General features: G+C 45.4%; 21 protein-coding genes and 1 tRNA gene. 16 read left to right on the top strand and 6 right to left on the bottom strand.

What is annotated here, in order from left to right; all coding sequences use genetic code 11:
* Nucleotides 1–257 (top strand): hypothetical protein (locus Q0537_RS03850; protein WP_299225248.1); only part of this gene is annotated, 257 nt, incomplete at its 5' end.
* Here Q0537_RS03850 and Q0537_RS03855 read toward each other — a convergent pair.
* The 3 genes from Q0537_RS03855 to Q0537_RS03865 form a co-directional block, all read right to left on the bottom strand.
* Nucleotides 223–537 (bottom strand): hypothetical protein, encoded by a 315-nt coding sequence (locus Q0537_RS03855; RefSeq protein WP_299225250.1) that lies wholly within the window; start codon nucleotides 535–537, stop codon nucleotides 223–225. The two genes, Q0537_RS03850 and Q0537_RS03855, sit on opposite strands and share 35 nt — an antisense overlap.
* A gap of 350 nt (nucleotides 538–887) precedes the next feature.
* Nucleotides 888–1037: a hypothetical protein gene (locus Q0537_RS03860; RefSeq protein WP_299225252.1), complete on the bottom strand. Its 150-nt coding sequence runs from the start codon at nucleotides 1035–1037 to the stop codon at nucleotides 888–890.
* Nucleotides 1038–1286: 249 nt separating this feature from the next.
* A complete protein-coding gene (locus Q0537_RS03865) occupies nucleotides 1287–2552 on the bottom strand; it encodes a 3-isopropylmalate dehydratase large subunit (RefSeq protein WP_299225253.1) in 1266 nt (421 codons plus the stop codon).
* 97 nt (nucleotides 2553–2649) lie between these two features.
* Here Q0537_RS03865 and Q0537_RS03870 point away from each other — a divergent pair, with 97 nt between their 5' ends.
* The 14 genes from Q0537_RS03870 (at nucleotide 2650) to Q0537_RS03935 (ending at nucleotide 14614) form a co-directional block, all read left to right on the top strand.
* Nucleotides 2650–3174: a nitroreductase family protein gene (locus Q0537_RS03870; protein ID WP_299225256.1), complete on the top strand. Its 525-nt coding sequence runs from the start codon at nucleotides 2650–2652 to the stop codon at nucleotides 3172–3174.
* A gap of 5 nt (nucleotides 3175–3179) precedes the next feature.
* Nucleotides 3180–4502: an NFACT RNA binding domain-containing protein gene (locus Q0537_RS03875; RefSeq protein WP_299225258.1), complete on the top strand. Its 1323-nt coding sequence runs from the start codon at nucleotides 3180–3182 to the stop codon at nucleotides 4500–4502.
* A gap of 49 nt (nucleotides 4503–4551) precedes the next feature.
* The gene (locus Q0537_RS03880) at nucleotides 4552–5316 is read left to right on the top strand and encodes a phosphatidate cytidylyltransferase (protein WP_005872778.1); all 765 of its coding nucleotides are present in this window, start codon (nucleotides 4552–4554) and stop codon (nucleotides 5314–5316) included.
* Nucleotides 5310–6410 carry a 1-deoxy-D-xylulose-5-phosphate reductoisomerase gene (dxr, locus tag Q0537_RS03885; protein WP_299225260.1) on the top strand — a complete coding sequence of 367 codons (1101 nt, stop codon included), beginning with the start codon at nucleotides 5310–5312 and terminating at the stop codon, nucleotides 6408–6410. The genes Q0537_RS03880 and dxr overlap by 7 nt, the downstream gene beginning before the upstream one ends.
* Nucleotides 6411–6487: 77 nt before the next feature.
* A complete protein-coding gene (locus Q0537_RS03890) occupies nucleotides 6488–7075 on the top strand; it encodes a hypothetical protein (protein ID WP_299225262.1) in 588 nt (195 codons plus the stop codon).
* Nucleotides 7076–7080: 5 nt separating this feature from the next.
* Entirely contained in the window at nucleotides 7081–7434 is a 354-nt protein-coding gene (locus Q0537_RS03895) for a DUF3137 domain-containing protein (RefSeq protein ID WP_299225365.1), read from the top strand.
* Nucleotides 7435–7811: 377 nt separating this feature from the next.
* Nucleotides 7812–7887, top strand: a tRNA-Val gene (locus Q0537_RS03900).
* A gap of 189 nt (nucleotides 7888–8076) precedes the next feature.
* Nucleotides 8077–8199, top strand: coding sequence for a hypothetical protein (locus Q0537_RS03905; protein WP_299225264.1), 123 nt, complete (start codon nucleotides 8077–8079; stop codon nucleotides 8197–8199).
* A 216-nt stretch (nucleotides 8200–8415) separates the two neighbouring features.
* A complete protein-coding gene (locus Q0537_RS03910; RefSeq protein ID WP_299225266.1) occupies nucleotides 8416–8970 on the top strand; it encodes a hypothetical protein in 555 nt (184 codons plus the stop codon).
* A 186-nt stretch (nucleotides 8971–9156) separates the two neighbouring features.
* Complete coding sequence (locus Q0537_RS03915) at nucleotides 9157–9729, top strand: hypothetical protein (RefSeq protein WP_299225268.1); 573 nt, start codon at nucleotides 9157–9159, stop codon at nucleotides 9727–9729.
* A gap of 821 nt (nucleotides 9730–10550) precedes the next feature.
* Nucleotides 10551–12620: a TonB-dependent receptor gene (locus Q0537_RS03920; protein ID WP_299225270.1), complete on the top strand. Its 2070-nt coding sequence runs from the start codon at nucleotides 10551–10553 to the stop codon at nucleotides 12618–12620.
* A gap of 119 nt (nucleotides 12621–12739) precedes the next feature.
* Complete coding sequence (locus Q0537_RS03925; protein ID WP_299225272.1) at nucleotides 12740–13531, top strand: class I SAM-dependent methyltransferase; 792 nt, start codon at nucleotides 12740–12742, stop codon at nucleotides 13529–13531.
* Nucleotides 13532–13670: 139 nt separating this feature from the next.
* On the top strand, nucleotides 13671–13796 hold the full coding sequence (locus tag Q0537_RS03930; protein ID WP_299225274.1) for a hypothetical protein: 126 nt from the start codon (nucleotides 13671–13673) through the stop codon (nucleotides 13794–13796).
* 59 nt (nucleotides 13797–13855) lie between these two features.
* Nucleotides 13856–14614: a DUF996 domain-containing protein gene (locus Q0537_RS03935; protein ID WP_299225276.1), complete on the top strand. Its 759-nt coding sequence runs from the start codon at nucleotides 13856–13858 to the stop codon at nucleotides 14612–14614.
* A gap of 122 nt (nucleotides 14615–14736) precedes the next feature.
* On the opposite strand, the gene Q0537_RS10390 is transcribed toward Q0537_RS03935, so the two are convergent.
* Genes Q0537_RS10390 through Q0537_RS03945 form a run of 3 tightly spaced genes read right to left on the bottom strand, consistent with a single transcriptional unit; the run spans nucleotide 14737 to nucleotide 16476 of the window.
* A complete protein-coding gene (locus Q0537_RS10390) occupies nucleotides 14737–15228 on the bottom strand; it encodes a hypothetical protein (RefSeq protein ID WP_366811220.1) in 492 nt (163 codons plus the stop codon).
* Nucleotides 15225–15866 (bottom strand): hypothetical protein, encoded by a 642-nt coding sequence (locus Q0537_RS10395; protein ID WP_366811221.1) that lies wholly within the window; start codon nucleotides 15864–15866, stop codon nucleotides 15225–15227. The genes Q0537_RS10390 and Q0537_RS10395 overlap by 4 nt, the downstream gene beginning before the upstream one ends.
* Before the next feature lie 55 nt (nucleotides 15867–15921).
* The gene (locus Q0537_RS03945) at nucleotides 15922–16476 is read right to left on the bottom strand and encodes a manganese efflux pump MntP family protein (RefSeq protein ID WP_299225278.1); all 555 of its coding nucleotides are present in this window, start codon (nucleotides 16474–16476) and stop codon (nucleotides 15922–15924) included.
* An 86-nt stretch (nucleotides 16477–16562) separates the two neighbouring features.
* On the opposite strand from Q0537_RS03945, the gene Q0537_RS03950 reads away from it, so the two are divergent.
* The gene (locus tag Q0537_RS03950; RefSeq protein ID WP_299225280.1) at nucleotides 16563–17192 is read left to right on the top strand and encodes a hypothetical protein; all 630 of its coding nucleotides are present in this window, start codon (nucleotides 16563–16565) and stop codon (nucleotides 17190–17192) included.
* Nucleotides 17193–17218: the final 26 nt, after the last annotated feature.

The raw sequence follows: 17218 nt of genomic DNA on the forward strand, positions 1-17218 counted from the left end.
ATAAGTTATGGGGTCTTCTTAAAACAATTGTTAATGAAACTCACGATTCAAGAATAAGTGAATTTATTATAGCTATAGAACCATACGTTAATGATTTTTCAAAAATAGACTTAACCGGAGAGACATTTAGATATCCATACAACCAAGATTATACCAAAAAGCATTTGGAAAATATGTCCGTAATTGGTTTATATAATTTTTATCACAAATTTAATAAATTATCTAAATATATGACTGATTTTGACTGTTTATTTTAAACTGATTTATTGCATAGACTTTTTGTTTAAGATACAATTCAATATAATGTCTTGCAGAAAATAAGATTGGGTATATAGCCGTATCAACATACCAATAATTAGCATTTTCTGGAACATCTTTGCGGCAATTGACGGATTTTAAAACCGATTCAAGCATCACCAGGGTGGCTGCCTGATAACCATGGATATAAGTATTAATATTTATCCATCCGTTATTGCCTACACAAGCATTATAGTCAACGTTATCTTGTTCCTTTTGAAATAAGTTAGCAGTCTTCATTTGTTGCCTTTCTTAATATAATATACATTTGAGAACCTTTATTGCTTTTTTGACTCCTTTTTGTCATTATCTGGTGCCTGGACTATTTCGCCTGCCTTCAGTATTTCCTAAAGGCTGCAGAGCCAGTAGAGCAAATACATCTGTCAAAATCAGAATACAAAATTTAAGCAGTAAAATTACCAATTTATAAAATCTAGAGCTGATTTTTGCAGCCGCAAACCAAGTTTGCTTTAACAAAGTGACAAAATATTTAATTTTATCTAGCATTGATTAAATTTAAATCCACTCATAAGCCTTAAAATTTTACAGATCTCGCCAGCGCTAAATTTAGCCGAGCGATTTAATCAAATTTACTTTGCCAGCTCAAAAATATCTTTGATATTTTCCTTCGTATAGAGCTTGTCTTTGCGCCAGTTTACCGCGTAGTCGTGGGCTAAATTTACCACCTTGTCTAGAGTTTCGCCCTCTATGCCGACGATTTTTATGGCAAACGAGGTCAAATTTCGCCTACCCGCGAGTAAAGTCTACGTATTTCGGGTGATCGCAGCCAGTTTGCTAGCAGGCCCTGTCGCACATCTGCACTTAGTCGCAGCCTGCTTGATTTTTTCGCTGGGCTGCCGTATTTCTCACTACATACGTGGCTCTTGCTGTGTTTATGGTGCTTGACATCTACACCGCGATCAAACAATCAAGTCCACTAAGTCGCATATAAACAAACCACATTGCCATTAAGTTTTAAATTCTAAATTTTACAAATCCCTCGGGTCGGCGATCTTGCCTGCGACGGCGCTGGCTGCGGCGACGGCGGAGTTTGCCAGATATACTTCGCTGCTGCGATCTCCCATGCGGCCGACAAAATTTCGATTAGTCGTGCTTACGCAGCGCTCGCCCACGCCTAAAATCCCCATATATCCGCCCAGGCACGCGCCGCAGGTCGGGTTGCTCACGACCGCGCCCGCCTCGACGAAAATATCCCAGAGCCCCTCTTTTTGCGCGGCCAAAGCAATCTTTTGCGTCGCAGGCGTGATGATGAGGCGGGTTTTGCGCGCAACCTTGCGACCTTTTAAAATTTGCGCGGCGATCCGCAGATCGGAGAGCCTGCCGTTGGTGCAGCTGCCGATAAAGACCTGATCGACGGCGATATCATCGCGCACCGCCTCGCGCACGCTCTTGCCGTTGCTAGGCAGAAACGGATACGCAATCACCGGATCAAGCTTGCTAACGTCGATCTGCAAAATTTGCTCATAGTTCGCGCCCTCGTCGGAGTAGTGAAATTTCGGCTCGGCGCGCAAGCTTTTATCCGCCAAAAATTCCTTCGTGATCTCATCGACCGCGACGATGCCGCTCTTGCCACCCGCTTCGATCGCCATATTGCAAAGCGAAAATCTGCTATCCATATCCAGATACTCCAGCGCGTCGCCGCAGAACTCTAAAGCCTTATAGCGCGCGCCGTCCACGCCGATGAGGCGGATCACTTCTAGGATCAGATCCTTGCCGTAGATGTGCTGCGCGGGCTTGCCGTGAAAAATTACTTTGATAGTAGGCGGTACTTTAAACCAGTTCCTGCCCGTTATCATCGCAAAAGCAAGATCGGTGCTGCCCATACCGGTCGCAAATGCCCCCAGCGCGCCGTGGGTACAGGTGTGGCTGTCCGCGCCGATGATGACGTCGCCGGGCACTACGAGCCCCTTTTCAGGCATCAGCGCGTGCTCGATACCCATATCTTTTTCGTCGAAATAGTTTTTCAAATCGTGCTTGTAAGCAAACTCGCGTGAAATTTTAGCTTGGTTTGCGCTTAAAATGTCTTTCGTAGGGATGTAGTGATCCATCACGATCGCAAAGCCGTCCGGGTTGGCGAGCTTTTTTGCGCCGCTAAGCTCAAACTGCTTGATCGAAATCGGCGTCGTGATGTCGTTGCCGATGACCATATCGATGGCGCTTTCGATGATCTGTCCCGCAAAAACCGCCTCGCCCACGTGCTCGCTAAAAATTTTCTCCGTGATCGTCTGCTTCATAAAATCTCCTTCGTATCGGTTAAATTTGCGCGATTTTAGCTAAAAAATCATAAATTTTTGCAATTTTATGTATAATTGAGCCGCAAGGAGCGAGACGATGGAAATTTTAGATATTTTTGCAAACCGCAGAAGTGTAAGAAAATACGCGCAGGGACCGCTTGAGGACGAGGCACTGGATAAAATTTTAAAAGCGGGCCTGCTTGCGCCGTCGGGGCATGCACGCCGCCCGTGGGAGTTCATCCTCGTGCGCGATAAACGGATGCTTGAGCGACTAAGCGCGTGCCGCAGCAGCGGAGCGAATATGCTAAAACAGGCTGCGGCCGCGATCGTCGTGATCGCAGATGAGCAGAAGCAGGACGTCTGGATCGAGGACTGCTCGGTAGCGCTAGGCTACATGCACCTTGCCGCAAGCGCACTAAATCTCGGTAGCTGCTGGGTGCAGGTAAGATTGCGCGCCGCTGCGGACGGACGCAGCTGCGAGGAGTTTTTGCGCGAGGCGCTGGGCTTTCCGCTAAATTTCAAAGCAGAAGCGATACTAGCCCTCGGCGTGCTGCAACGGCACCCGAGCCCGCACGATCTGCAGAAGCTAAATTTAAGCAAAATCCACAAAGAGAAATTTTAACGCATATGAAGTATCAAAACTTAATTCAAATTTGCGACTATCTACGCGCCAAACGCTTCCTTTCGCACATTAAACGCGTAGGAGATAACCTTTTTAAAGTCTGTTTTGACGGCAATGAGACGCTGTTTTTCGATATGAATAAATCGGGCTGCAATATCCACGAAAATGACGCTTTTACCGAAGGCAAGGTTTACGCGGCGCCCTTTGATGTGCTACTTGCCAAGCGCTTCGTAAAATCGCGCATCACTTCCGTTAGCGTGCCAGAAAATAATAGAATTCTATGCCTTAGCGTGAGCCAAAACGCAAGCTACAAAACCCAAAGCTCAAATATCTACTTCGAATTTACCGGGCGCTTTACAAACGTAATAATCACCGATGAAAACGATGTGATTTTAGAGGCGCTGCGGCACTTCGAGACGGAATTTAGACAGATCAAGGTAGGAAGAAAGCTCCGCCATCTGCCGCCTGCAAATATTAAAGAAGCCCCCGTGCCAAAAATTTCGGACTTTAGGGCATTTTTTCGCGCGGAATTTAACGCGCTAAATGCGGATCGCTTAAACTCACTCAAATCCGCAAAAATCACGGCGCTAAATAAAAAGCTAGACTCGGTGCGTGAGGCTTTAGACTCTTTGCAAAGCAGCGCCGAACTACTGCGAAGCGCCGAGCTTTTAGGTGCGAAAGCCGCCTTGCTAAAAGAAAATATCTATAAAATTCCAACTAGCGCGCGAGAATTTACGCTGCAAAAAGGAGATGCCAAAGCGGTAGAATTTAAGCTACAAAAGCCCGCAAGCGCCGCTTTAGGCGAGCTTTACTCCGAGGCAAAGCGTATGCGCCAAAAGGCTGCTAATATCCATATCGAAGAGCAAAATTTAAAGGAGAAACTCGCGTTTTATGAGAATTTAAAATCGCTCATTCTCGCCGCACAGGATGCACACGAGATCGAAATTCTAATGCCTAAGCGCACACAAACTAGGCAAAAAAGCAAGGAAAAAAATAGCGAATATGTAGCGAGCTTTTATCTCGGGGATTTTAAAATCAGCGTCGGTAAAAACGAAAAAGGCAATGAGTTCTTACTAAAAAATAGCTCCAAATCCGACTATTGGTTTCATCTTAAGGATATTCCAAGTGCACACGTCATCGTAAAGACAAATAAGCAAAATCTAAGCGAAGAGGTGATTGAATTCGCCGCTAAAATTTGCGTGAGCTTCAGTGCAAGCGGCAGCGGAAAATATCTCGTCGATTACACTAAACGTCAAAATGTCAAAATCAACGAAGGTGCTTTCGTAAACTACGTAAATTTTAAAACAATCAGCGTTTTAAAGCCGTAATAAGCGAGCTTGCGATATAATTGCTCAAAATAAATTCCAAGGAAATTCTATGAAGCAAAGAATAATCACGGCAAGCATTTTACTCGCCGTATTTTTGGCTCTAATTCTCATAAACGCCAGGTGGCTAAATTTCGCCGTATTTGCGCTGATACTCGTGCTTGCGTTTTTTGAAAGCCTCAAGTTATGGGGTCTAGAGGAAACTAGCAAAAAGTGGCTCGCGCTGGCGATCGCGTTTTTTGCATTGCTACCATTTACGCAGACCGACGAACCTTTCGTCTCAGCGCTAAAAGTTAGCATCCTGATGATCCTATGCGTCGCCTCTGTCGTAGCCTTTACCAAGGGCCCTAGCCTGAAGATCACGCTTCCTTTCATCTATCCCGTTGCGCCGATATTTTTTATGTGGGCGGCCTATGATGATTTCGGGGAAGTTTTTCACTTCGTTTGGCTGATCTTTATTATCGTAGCTAGCGATAGCGGCGCATATTTTATCGGAAGAGCCTTTGGCAAAACTCCGCTAAGCGCTAGCTCGCCAAATAAAACCGTAGAAGGCGTGCTAGGTGGTCTTGCGCTCGCGCTTATAGTTAGCCTCATTTATGCGCGCATCTTTACCAATATGCCACCGCTTGAAATTTTAGGAAAAACCATCATCATAGCAATTTTTGGCGTATTCGGCGATCTGTTTGAAAGCTACCTAAAACGCGCGGCGGGTCTTAAAGACAGCGGCGCGCTCTTTCCCGGACACGGCGGGATTTTAGACCGCATCGACGGCTATATGTTCGGCGCGATCGCGATGGCGATAGTCTATTCATGGTAGTTTTAGGCTCTACGGGCTCTATCGGCACAAACACCCTAGACGTAGCCGCTCGCAGCGGCAGTATGATCGAAGCGCTTAGCTGCGGGCGCAATATCAAGCTTTTAAACGAACAGATCGCAAAATTTCACCCAAAGCTCGTCTGTATCGCGGACGCGCAGCAAAAAAGCGAGGTAGATCACGAGCGCGTATTTTGCGGCGCAGATGGAATTTTGCAGATGCTTGCGGAGTGCAAAAGCACGACCGTGGTAAACGCTCTCGTAGGCTTTGCGGGCATGATGCCCAGCCTAAAAACCCAAGAGCTCGGCAAAAGGCTCTGTCTAGCTAACAAAGAAAGCCTCGTCGTCGGCGGGAAATTTCTGCAAACGGATAAAATTTACCCGATCGACAGCGAGCATTTCGGACTGAAATTTTTACTTAGCAACGCCAAAATCCCCGTTTCGCGCCTAATCATCACGGCTAGCGGCGGCGCATTTTACGACGTGCCGCTAACGCAGCTAGGCTCGCTCACGCCGCAAAACGCCCTCAAGCACCCCAACTGGAAGATGGGCGCGAAGATCACGATCGACAGCGCTACGATGGCGAATAAGCTCTTTGAGGTGATCGAGGCGTTTTGGCTCTACGGCATGCGCGAGATCGATGCGCTTATCGAGCGCACCTCGCAGATCCACGCGCTGGTCGAATTTGCGGACGGCTCTACGACGGCGCATATTAGCAGGGCCGATATGCGGCTAGCCATCGCGCACGCACTGCTTGGCGGCGACGTACGGGAGCAGATCACCGCGCCCGTGGATCTGTGCGCCCTGCGGCCGATAGAGCTTAAACCGATCGACGAGATGAAATTTCAAATCTTTACCCTCAAAGACGCGCTGTTAGCGAATCCCGATCTCGGCGTCGTCATCAACGCCGCAAACGAAGCGGGCGTAAATGCATTTTTGCAGCAGCGGTGCCGCTTCGCCGACATTGCGCGCGTAGTACTAAAGTGCGCGGAGAAATTTAACTCGCCTAGCGTAACGGACGCGGACGCGCTTACGGCGGTGGATGCGAGCGTGCGAGCGTATGCAAACGAGCTGCTGAAATTTAACGGGGAGCTTTAAGCCTAGCTTTGCCTGCTTAAATTTAGAGTTTAAATTTGAGCTATCTTGCCGCAAGCGGTGAAATTTAGGATCGAAAATTGTTGGACGTACAAACTATCGTAAATTTGGAAAAAGAGCGCCGCAAGCTGCTGCAAAGCCGTATAAAATGGAAAATAATAAGCCTGCTTAAAGCCTGTGCGATATTTATCCCGCTGATTTGTTTGATGATATACAAGGTCCGCGGAGAGAAAATATCTTTTGAGCTGCTATCGGAAATTTTATTTGATCTAATAATGCTGTACTTTGCATATAGGTTCTTTTACGAAAAAACCTACAAAGTCAAAACGCGAGAATTCGCGCTACAATACAAAGCCCTCTACATAGCACCCTACGTCGAAAATCTAGGATACAAATACAACAGATTCGGTGCCATAGCTTTGGAACAAGATATTGAGCATAGCGGGCTTTTTGGAGAATACGCGAACTTTGGCGGAGATGATTTGATATTCGGAAACATAGACGGCGTAGATTTTAGCTTCGGCGATATTTGGCTATCAAAAGACTTCGATAAAAAATTTTTGGTTTTGGCGTCTAAAAAGAAATACATTGAACCGTTCCAGGGTCTTTTTTTCGTGGCGGATTTTCATAAAAAGATCGATCTGATGTTTTTATTCTCCCCAGCATAACGAAGCTGCAAACCTTCGCCTCCGAAAGCAATGCGTGGCTTCGCAAGATGGATAACGCAAAATTCGACAAATCCTTCGCGGTCTATGCGAAAGACCCGCTCGCCGCTGCGTATGTGCTAACGCCGGCGCTGATGGAGAAAATTTTATTTTTAAAAGTGCTTACGAAATCATACATTGAACTTAGCTTCAGAAAAAACAAAATTTATATAAAAATACCTCGTCTATACGATAGCTTTGAGCCTGATCTAAGTAAGCCGATACGAGGCGACAAGCTCGCGAGCAAGATACAAATCGATCTGGACGCGATGCTACAAATCGTAAAAATTCTAAAGCTGAATGAAAAAATTTGGACGTCTTAACGGGCGCAAGGCGGAGCGAGGCAAGCGGGCGAAATAAGACAGGGCAAGGCAAGTAGATGAAACGAGGCGGGGCGGGGAAAAGCGACTAGATAAAACAAAGCGGAGCAGAATAGGCTGCTGAGGCAAAACACGCGAGCGCCGCGCAAGCGCGATAAAATTCCGCACGGGATTGCGAAATTTTAGTAATAGGATAAAATTCCGCGCGGGATTGCGGCAAAATCGTGAAATTTCGCGTAGAATTTCGACGGGATTTGATGTCGCGGCGAAATCTTGTATAGAATTTCGGCAAGGGTAAATAGAATTTCGGCGGAATTTTACGAAAAATTAAAATTTGCTTGCTATTGAGAGATTTTTTTGATATACTGCCGTTTCTTTTTGGCCCCGTAACTCAGTTGGTAGAGTGTCACCTTGACATGGTGGAAGTCGTTGGTTCAAGTCCAATCGGGACCACCATTTAAGCTATTTTTAAGTTTTAATCACTTCATTTTCGCGCACAGCTCTTATCTTAAATTTAGTTATTCCAACCCCTTTCATTTTTATTTTAGATATAATTTTTCCAAAATACTACGAGATCGATTAGCCGATCGATGAGGTAAATTCATTCGCCAACCGATTAAATTTAAAAAGGAGTATCGGCGATATATGGGACAGTGTGTTATAAAAACCTTAGACTACTGCGCAGAAAAGGGACTGCAGCTACAATGGGAAAAGGACTTCGCGATCTCCGTCAATGCTCTAGGAAACGAAGTTACTATAAGGGCGTAAAAGCGGACTTATATCTCTTGCCAGGCATTTGCTTACTTTAGCGCAAGATTCTGCGCCGAAACATTCGCATATACATCTGGATGAGTATAATTCGCTTGAGGAGGGCTCGGCGGAACTTATATTGGAGAAAATATGAATACGAATAGCATCAATGTAGATGGAAAAAGTTATTATCCTCCGCGATTGAAGTGACGGGATCATATTTGACGGCGCTCGATGAATAACGGCGTAGTGCGTGAAAAGGAGAATAAATCAGTGCTACCGAATAAAATTTATATAAAAGACGATCCTCTAACTATCGATGACGAACTTATGGGGCATGAGTATCATAAATTAGATATTAAAATTCTAGAAGACAAAAAGCTTGTGGTTTTGGGTTTTACTACGAATTTGGCTATGTATTATTTCGCAAAAAACATTTTAACATCATCGTATAATGAAAGGGTCTCATACCTAGAGCTTTTTCCTTATGATACAGTGAACGGAGTGCGATTTGCAAAAAATAGCGCTCAACTATGCATAGATATAGAGAAATTTATCAAAATGGACGAAGCGGAGTGTTATATAGTGGACGATATGGGTGAGTATAAATTTGAGCTGGATTTTAAAACATTCTACCAAAGCGTTACATTTTATTTCCCTAATACGGAGGATTACATAAATTTCGCCAAATATCTGCTAAGTATGAGTATCTACAATAGAAAAAATAGGGTAAAATTTTATAGCGAAGATTATACGTTGATTTTACAATATTCCAGGTTTGTTATATGAGAAATTTCGAACTATCAAAAATAAAATTTCTCTCATAGAGCCAAAATTTAAGGATCAGACGGCATGACGCAAAACACGATGAATGAAGCAGATCGTAACGAAAAGGAGCGGCAAAATGCTAGATAGAATCGGCTCCTGTTGTATCGGCATGATGGCAACTATCTCAAAAGCCTATAGGAATAAAAAATGAGCGCTAGAATAGGTTTAATACTTTTGGGTGCATTTTTTGTATTTGAAAGTATTCTTGGCTGCTTTAGCGGAAAGATGTATTTTAAATACCGAGGCTGGAGCGCAGTTGAGCCGGTCTATATTATCAAAATTTTTATCATCGGCGTATTGTTTGTTTCTGCAGGAATTTTCATAAACAAAAAAATAGGTAGAGTGATTAATGCCTTGATAGGCTTAAACCTTTTAATAATATCTATAGAAATTTTTACAACGCAAGATCCCACAGGAATACAAAGCAAAATCGGATATCCTTTTCTTATCTCGGGATTTTTGGTTTTACTTATTAGTATCTCGTTTTTTTACCTCGCCTTCCGCTCTGAAAAGAACATAAAAAGATATCCGAAGTATATGTGGTGTAAGGACTGCTTTAAATTTTACATGTACGAGGACGTCAAAGATACGGATCAAATTTGCCCGGACTGCGGCAAAAAGCTTACGGAGTATAATGACGGCGACTACTGGCGAAGAAACGCTCCTCATCAAGGCGCTAAAACTCCGAAGATCAAAAAGCGTAAATTTAAAAAGCGATGAAATTTTGATTTGTTATAGAGGAATATATAAAAATGCTAAATAGAATTTTTGCGCTAATCGGCTTTTTTGCTTTTTTCGCATGGGGACTGGTGGCCGCTTTATTGGGAAAAGTCGATATAAAGCCTGGCTTTATGGCATCGGTAAAATTCGATAGCTCGCATCTGCGTATCATCATAGGAATTTTATGCTTTGCGGCGTGCGCTTTCTTTTTATATCTCGCCTTTCGCTCCGAAAAAAAGCATAAAATATTATCCTAAATTTATGCGTTGCAAAGGGTGCCTTAAATTTTATAATTTCTCGGACGTTAAAGATAGGAGTGTTTGCCCTAAATGCGGAGGCGAGCTGCAAGATTATGCCGAGATAGAAAAGTGGAATCAAGCGGAAAAGAATAAAAAGCTTGAGAAATATTTTAAATTTGAAAAAGAGTGGCTAAAGAGGGTGAGTCATGATAAAAATAATTGATGCGCAAGCAAAATCAAAAAGGCCATATGGAAAAAAATGAGCACTAGGATAGGTTTAATACTTTTGGTCGCATTTTAGACGGGTATGATTTTAGGGATTTGGCTAAATTTCAAAATTTCAGCTAGATCCGCTTTGCGAATTTGCCTTTTTAAAAAAACGCTGCTAAAGAATCTAAATTTAAAACTGAAATTTTATCGCGCCCAGCAAAACGCTCGAAATTAAAATTTCATCCAATCTCCGCCTAAATTTTAAAAAATCTATCTTTAATCTTTGAAATTTATTATTATTTAATCAAGAGGAATTATAATATAGCATTTGCAAATCATTCGCAAAATTCTAATTTTAAATAGGAGAGAGTGATGTTTAAGAAATTTTATCTTTCAAATGCCGCGATCGCGCTAAGTTTGTGCGCCGCATTGCAACTAAACGGATCCGAAAACAACGCTACGTCCGCAAATATCGCGCCTAGCGCGAGAGCCGTAAATTCCGCAGCTCCTAAAAACGCTTCCGGCGCGAACGCCACAAAGCTGGGTACCATCGTAGTTACCGCGACAGGTTTTGAGGACACGCTTAAAAACGAGGTTCGCAACGTCTCCGTTATCACCGCGGAGGATACGGAAAACCGCGGTTACCGTGATCTGCGTGAGATTTTAGAAAAGGCGCCTGGGGTTAGCTTTAACGGCAGATCGGTTGATCTACGCGGGCAGGGCGCGAAGGCCAATACCTCCGTCAAGGTCCTTCTTAACGGAGTCGCGCTCAATATGATTGACACGACGCCGACGACCATCCCGATCGATTTAGTTCCGATCGAAGATATCGAGCGCGTGGAGATCATCCCTGGCGGCGGTAGCGTGCTTTACGGCAGCGGCACCAGCGGCGGTGTGATAAATATTATCACAAAAAAGGGCGTCAGATACCCGTACGCCAATATCTCGACCAAGATCGCGTCGTATAACTACAATGATCTAAATTTAGGCGTTGGCGGCAGCGTGAGCGACAATCTGTTTCTAAAAACCGCCGTTAAGGGCTTTAAGCAGCGCGGATACCGCAAGGGCGAAAGAGAGCGAGGTTACTATACATCATTTGGACTAAATTACAAAATTTCAGATGATCAAAGCCTATCTTTTAATCCCAGCTTTTATCGCGCTAGGACGCATGATGTACCGGGTTTAGGGCTTGCCAAACTTAAAGCGGATCGCCGCCAGCAGGGAGGCGAGAGAACCTTTACTAAAAGCACACGATTAAATTTTGACTTGGATTATGCGGTGAAATTTGGCGATAGATTTGAAGCAAATTTACAGCCTTATTATCAAGATATTAGAATTTTGCAAAAGGGCTTTGTAATGAAAGATCGCAAAGAAGGGGCGAATTTAAAGGGCAAGTTTACCTATGATAACGACGAGCTCATAGCGGGATATGATTATCTTAAAAATAAGGGCTTCCGCAGGATCGATTTTAATACCGCAATAAATCCTATGATGAGCCTTTCACAACTTACGATCTTTGATATGCAAAAACAGACGCACTCGGTTTATGCCTTAGAAAAGCACGACTTTACGGAGCTATTTTCGCTTAGTGCGGGCGGGCGCTTTGAACGCGCCGAATACAAAGTAGATCGCGAGGTCTCTACGACGATGCGTAGGATGGGGCGCATCTTTCACACTCAAGACAGCACGCACGTAACGGACGATAAAAACAACTATGCGTTTGAGATCACGCCGAATTTTAAATATTCTAAAGACGGCAATGTCTATTTTAAATTTGAGCGAGGCTATATCTCGCCGGGTCCTAATCAGCTCATCGATAAGCTAAGTTCTAGCGGCCCTTACGTGCTTAATAACCTCAAATCCGAAACCTTTAAAACCTACGAGATCGGCATGAAGGATCTAATCTATGGGCAATACGTAAGCGCTACGATCTTTTGGACCGATACGAAAAACGAGATCGTAAACGAGCTACTCGGTAGCGGCTTTAATAGCGGTTGGCATTTCATCAATATCGACGAGACGCGCCGCAAGGGCGTGGAGCTGTATGCGGAGCAAAGTCTGCTTTCAAATTTAAAGCTCAGCGAGACCTTTTCATACGTGGACGCCAAGATCCAATCCGGCGCGAATAAAGGCAAGCAGGTTCCGCTAGTGGAGCGCTCGAAGTTCGTTTTGGGCGTCGATTATGAGCCGATTAGAAATTTAACGCTGATGAGCGATTTTAAATATTTCTCATCATCGCACGACGCCAACCACGATAGGATCGATTCGCGCACGATCGTAGATCTGGGCGCTGCGTACCGCTTCGCAAGCGGATTTTTGATAAGCGCCGGAGTCAAAAACGTCTTTGACGAGGAGTATAATTACAACCAAAATTTACGCGCAGACGTCTATACTCCGGCTCCCGGGCGCAACTACTACGTGGAGTTTAAATACGCCTATTAGCGCGCGTTTAAATTTAAGCGAGGTTTGAGCTGCGAAATTTAAAATTTACGGGCGGAATTTAAAATTTCGCCGCGACGTGCTTTGCCGCCGCGAGATTAAATTTAATAAAAGGAGCAAAGATGAAACCGGACTATAAAAACTGGGTGCCTAAGGGCATGATCGCGAGCTTTGCCGCAGGTGCGGGCATAGCGTTAGTTTTGTTTTTGATTTTCGGCGTTTGCGGCGCTTTTGTTGGCGGCGTGCTGAGGTGGTTTCTTGCGGGGCTTTTCGGCGCAGCGGCGCTGGTTTTGATCGGCTTTACGATCTACTGCGTCGTGTGGTACCGCACGTTTGATTACGGCGGCAAACGTCAGCTCTCTCGCGCGATCGTAGAGGGCACGGCAAAATACGTAGATCTACCTGAGGGCGGGCGCGGGCTAGACGTAGGCTGCGGCAGCGGCGCGCTAACGATCGCCGTGGCTAAGCGCAACCCGCACGCATCGGTGCTAGGCGTCGATCGCTGGGGCTTTGAGTATGCGTCTTTTAACAAGCAGCTGTGCGAATCCAATGCGCGCGCCGAAGGGGTGCAGAACATCGGCTTCGAGCAGGCCGACGCCACGCAGCTACCCTTTGAGGACGGCAGTTTCGATGCGGTTACAAGCAACTACGTCTATCACAACATCATGCGCAAGGACCGCCAGGCGCTGCTTTTAGAGACGCTCCGCGTGCTTAAAAAGGGCGGCAGCTTCGCAATCCACGATCTTTTCTCGCGCGGAAACTACGGCGATATGGACGCTTTCATAGCGCGACTTAAAGAGCAGGGCTATGAGCAGCTCGAGCTCATAGACACGACGCAGGGGCTTTTTATGGGCCCGCGCGAAGCCAAATGGCTGATGTTAGGCAGCTCAAAGCTTCTGGTGGGCAAAAAATAAAAAGCCTTTGTAAATTTTGAAATTTGAGTTAATTTAGAATTCCTAGGCGACGGATTTAAATTTAAGGCCGATCGCTTTTATGAAATTTCGCTTTTAAATTTTGAAATTTTATGTTTTGGGCGTGCGGCACGGCGTGAGTTTGCGCGTAGAATTACGCTATGATAAGATTAAAATTTCACGCTGCGAAAGAGCAGTGAGTAAGACGATCCTTCGGGTAAATTTGACCGCGGATAAAGCGGATTTGATGCTGAACTACTATCTTTAAGATAAGCTTTTGTTTAAAAATATATAATTCACATTTCATTTAATTTCAAAGGAGAAACTGTGAAAGGAACTATTTTGGCTAAGGGCATTATCCTTGCCGCAGATGAGAGCCGCTACTCATACCAGCAAGAGGATGTGAAATCGGCAAATGAGGAAGGCAAACCAGTCGTTTTGAGTCAAGGCGATGAAGTTGATTTTATCGCAGAGGGGCAAACTGCAAAGGAGATATACCTTACAAAAACAAAGCTCATTAACGTAGATTTCTCTAATTTTTCTCTTGGGGATGATAATTTATCAACCATCAGAACGCTTGGACTAGCGGGATCGGCGCTACCGATTTTAGGCGTTATTCCGTTTATCGGTTTAGTTTTCGTTATCGCAGGTTTTATATGTATATTGCTCGCTATCATCAAGCTTTCAAATAAAGCTGCCAGCCCTACGCTTAAGAAAAACTACATCATTTATCTAGTAGCCACCGTCGTAGCGACCATACTTATCTTTATAGGTGCGACTATGGGGGTGTTTGCGCTGATAGGCGCGAGCGCTAAATATGGCAGTGCTAGCGGTATCGGCATAGCCATCGGCGTCATTTTCTTCATCGCCGGCATAATCGGTATGATTTATGCGTTTTTTAAAGAATTCCAAGTTTATAATGAGCTTTCAAGAATATCGGGCGATAAATTTTTCCTCTATTACTTCATTTGCACGGTCGTCGGTGCGCTAACGGTCGCTATCGTTATCGGATATTTTATACTGTTAGCGGCGTTTATCTTACAAATCATCGCTTGGTATAGATTGCGAGAGATTAAGGCGGCTTAAATTTTTGTATTTTTGATCGGCAGGTAAATTTACGCAAACAAAACCCCGCCGATAAATTTTAATTTTGCGAGTTTATGCGCAAATCCGCATTGTAAATTTAATGGCTCCGTGATATTTTAAATTTAAACGCGATATAGACTAAAGCAGCCGTAGTCGGTGCGCACGGCCAAAACTTCCTCGCCGTTTATGCGCTCAAATTTCGCCTCGCAGCGCTTCACGACGTGCGAGAGCTCGAAGCTAAGCTGCAAATTACCGCTTTTTAGATCGATGATGCGGGCTTTGTCGTAATTAATCAATGCGAGCCGTGAAACGTCCGCACTAATGCAAAGCTCGTCCGCCTCGGCGCATTCAGCTCGTAGCCACGCAGGATTAAGCCACTCGCCGCTTGCAACGTCAATGCAAACTAGCTTGCTCGCGTAGCGCTCCTTGCCCAGCACCGAGCCGTCCGCCAAAAAGCAAATTTTATCAAAAATGCCGAAATCGCCTTTTATCTCGTTTAAAATTTCGCCGTTTAGCGTGCTTAAAATTTTGATCTCGTTTTGTTTGCAATGAAGCGCCAGCCGCGCGCCGTCATCGCTAATCGCGGCGCACAAGGTCGGTGTATAGCTTTTCATTCGGATCTGTACTCGGCTAGAGGCGAAATCTCGTCGCCGCGCAAAGTAAAAATTTGACCGAACATCGCAAACGACGCCATATCTTTCGCCGCACAAACGAAACTCGTAAATTCTTTGCTATTTTTAAAGCTCAACCATTGAGAGAGATCGCTAAATTCGCCGCTTGCGGGATCAAATTTAAAGATAAAATGATCCAGATCCAAAAGCAAAACCTCACCCGCACGCTCCGCCCGCCATGCAAGCGGCTTTGGCAGGACGATCTGCTGCTTTACGGCGCCGCTCGCGTCCAGCCTGATGAGAAAGTCATCCAGCGCGCCGCCCTCTTTGTAGCCGCCGCATTTATAGACGAAAAGATCGTCTCCCGTGCCCGCAAAGGCCAGCGCGCCCGTGTAACCGCCGCCGATATAGATGTGCAAACTCGCCTCGCCCGCTTTGGCGTCTGCGTTTTGCAGGACGTAGCCTTTCTTTAGGCTCTCCCACTCCTTTTTCACGCAGGCTTTTTGCGCCTCGTCCGCGCCGGCAAACTCCTTTTGCGTCTGCCTCGTTTTGCCGTTTTTGACGCTCTCGCTGATTAAAATTTTGCCCTCGACGCGCAAATTTAATCGGTCGCCGCTGGTTAAATTTATCAAATTTTTCATTTTCGCTCCTGCGGATTGTTTTGAAAATTATCGCAAAAACCCGCTTAAAGGCCGCCTAAATATCGATAACGCCGAGGTGCGAGAGCAAAATTTTAACCCCGATTAGGATCAAAATCGCGCCGCCTAAAACGAGCGCCTTTGAGTGCAGGTATTCGCCCGTTAGCTTGCCTGCGTAGCACGCCGCGACACACAGCGCGAAGCAGACGAGCCCGATTACGCAACAGGCGTAAAGGATGTTTATCTCGCCAAAGGCAAAGGTCACGCCCACGGCTATAGCATCGATGCTGGTAGCGATCGCACCCAGCACCAGCTCCTTCGTGCTTAGGCGTAGAGCTGGCTCGTCCTGCTCGCGGCGGGATTCCGCGATCATCTTGACGCCTAAAAACGATAAAATTCCAAACGCGACGAAGTGATCGATCTGCGCGATAAATTTTACGAAATTTATCCCCAAAGCGTAGCCCGCAAGCGGCATTATAAACTGAGCCGCCGCGTAGAAAAACGCGATGCGCACGATCTGCGCAAATTTAAAATTCGGATATTTCGCGCCGTTTGAGATACTAAGCGCGACGCTGTCCATCGCAAGCGCAAAAGCGATGAGTAAAAGCTCCATATTTAGCCCTTTTGGTATTATAAAAGCGTTGATTATACATTAAAATTTCTGAAATAAAATGAACAATCTTAAATCGGGAAAAAGCCTTGCTTAAAAATCTAATTCTTTGCCTTTTGCCGCTCATAGCGGCTGCGAGTTGGGAAGAGGTCGCCGTAAAGGGGCTGGACGTAGTCATCAGCGCAAACGTGGGCGATAGCGAAAATTTCAAAAGCTCGCTAAGTACTCTGATCGAACGCGCTGCAAATGAGTACGAACGCACTGGCGTACAGGATTACGAGCTTGATCTGCCTAGCTACATTACCGAGCGTGCGGGCAAAAAAAGCATCGCCGTGCAAAATATGCGCCGCCTGGCCACTCAAAAGCTAAATCCGGCGATCGAGCCGCTAAAAAATTTGATACTTACTAAAATCAAAGAGATGCCCGAGGCCGATACCAAGGCGGTTATGAGCGGCGAAGTGCTGTTTAGCCACTATCTACGCACAAACGCCTTTGATGAAATTTACGATATTTTGCTGCCGTTCGCGCGCGCTCTGGGCTCGGACGCGGGCTTTGCCAAAAGCTACAAAAACGCCGTGGGCAAGGAGATTGCGGATGATTTCGGCAGCGAATTCAGTAGCGCCTTCATCAACGAAAGCTTTGATTTTTTGAGCAAAAACGAAAGGGAGTTTCGCAAAAACTCGGGCGCGATTTTAAACGCGATAAAGACGGTCAGATAGGCGCGCAACTACGATAAGATCTCGGC

The sequence above is a fragment of the uncultured Campylobacter sp. genome (assembly GCF_938017775.1).
Classification (GTDB): Bacteria; Campylobacterota; Campylobacteria; order Campylobacterales; family Campylobacteraceae; genus Campylobacter_B.

What these genes read in the sequence shown, in the direction of transcription:
- Q0537_RS03945 (WP_299225278.1), bottom strand. Translation starts at nt 16,476, where the DNA reads ATGGAGCTTTTACTCATCGCTTTTGCGCTTGCGATGGACAGCGTCGCG.
- Q0537_RS03925 (WP_299225272.1), top strand. Translation starts at nt 12,740, where the DNA reads ATGAAACCGGACTATAAAAACTGGGTGCCTAAGGGCATGATCGCGAGC.
- Q0537_RS03865 (WP_299225253.1), bottom strand. Translation starts at nt 2,552, where the DNA reads ATGAAGCAGACGATCACGGAGAAAATTTTTAGCGAGCACGTGGGCGAG.
- Q0537_RS03915 (WP_299225268.1), top strand. Translation starts at nt 9,157, where the DNA reads ATGAGCGCTAGAATAGGTTTAATACTTTTGGGTGCATTTTTTGTATTT.
- Q0537_RS03880 (WP_005872778.1), top strand. Translation starts at nt 4,552, where the DNA reads ATGAAGCAAAGAATAATCACGGCAAGCATTTTACTCGCCGTATTTTTG.
- dxr (WP_299225260.1), top strand. Translation starts at nt 5,310, where the DNA reads ATGGTAGTTTTAGGCTCTACGGGCTCTATCGGCACAAACACCCTAGAC.
- Q0537_RS03870 (WP_299225256.1), top strand. Translation starts at nt 2,650, where the DNA reads ATGGAAATTTTAGATATTTTTGCAAACCGCAGAAGTGTAAGAAAATAC.
- Q0537_RS10395 (WP_366811221.1), bottom strand. Translation starts at nt 15,866, where the DNA reads ATGAAAAATTTGATAAATTTAACCAGCGGCGACCGATTAAATTTGCGC.
- Q0537_RS03920 (WP_299225270.1), top strand. Translation starts at nt 10,551, where the DNA reads ATGTTTAAGAAATTTTATCTTTCAAATGCCGCGATCGCGCTAAGTTTG.
- Q0537_RS03855 (WP_299225250.1), bottom strand. Translation starts at nt 537, where the DNA reads ATGAAGACTGCTAACTTATTTCAAAAGGAACAAGATAACGTTGACTAT.
- Q0537_RS03875 (WP_299225258.1), top strand. Translation starts at nt 3,180, where the DNA reads ATGAAGTATCAAAACTTAATTCAAATTTGCGACTATCTACGCGCCAAA.
- Q0537_RS10390 (WP_366811220.1), bottom strand. Translation starts at nt 15,228, where the DNA reads ATGAAAAGCTATACACCGACCTTGTGCGCCGCGATTAGCGATGACGGC.
- Q0537_RS03905 (WP_299225264.1), top strand. Translation starts at nt 8,077, where the DNA reads ATGGGACAGTGTGTTATAAAAACCTTAGACTACTGCGCAGAAAAGGGA.
- Q0537_RS03910 (WP_299225266.1), top strand. Translation starts at nt 8,416, where the DNA reads ATGAATAACGGCGTAGTGCGTGAAAAGGAGAATAAATCAGTGCTACCG.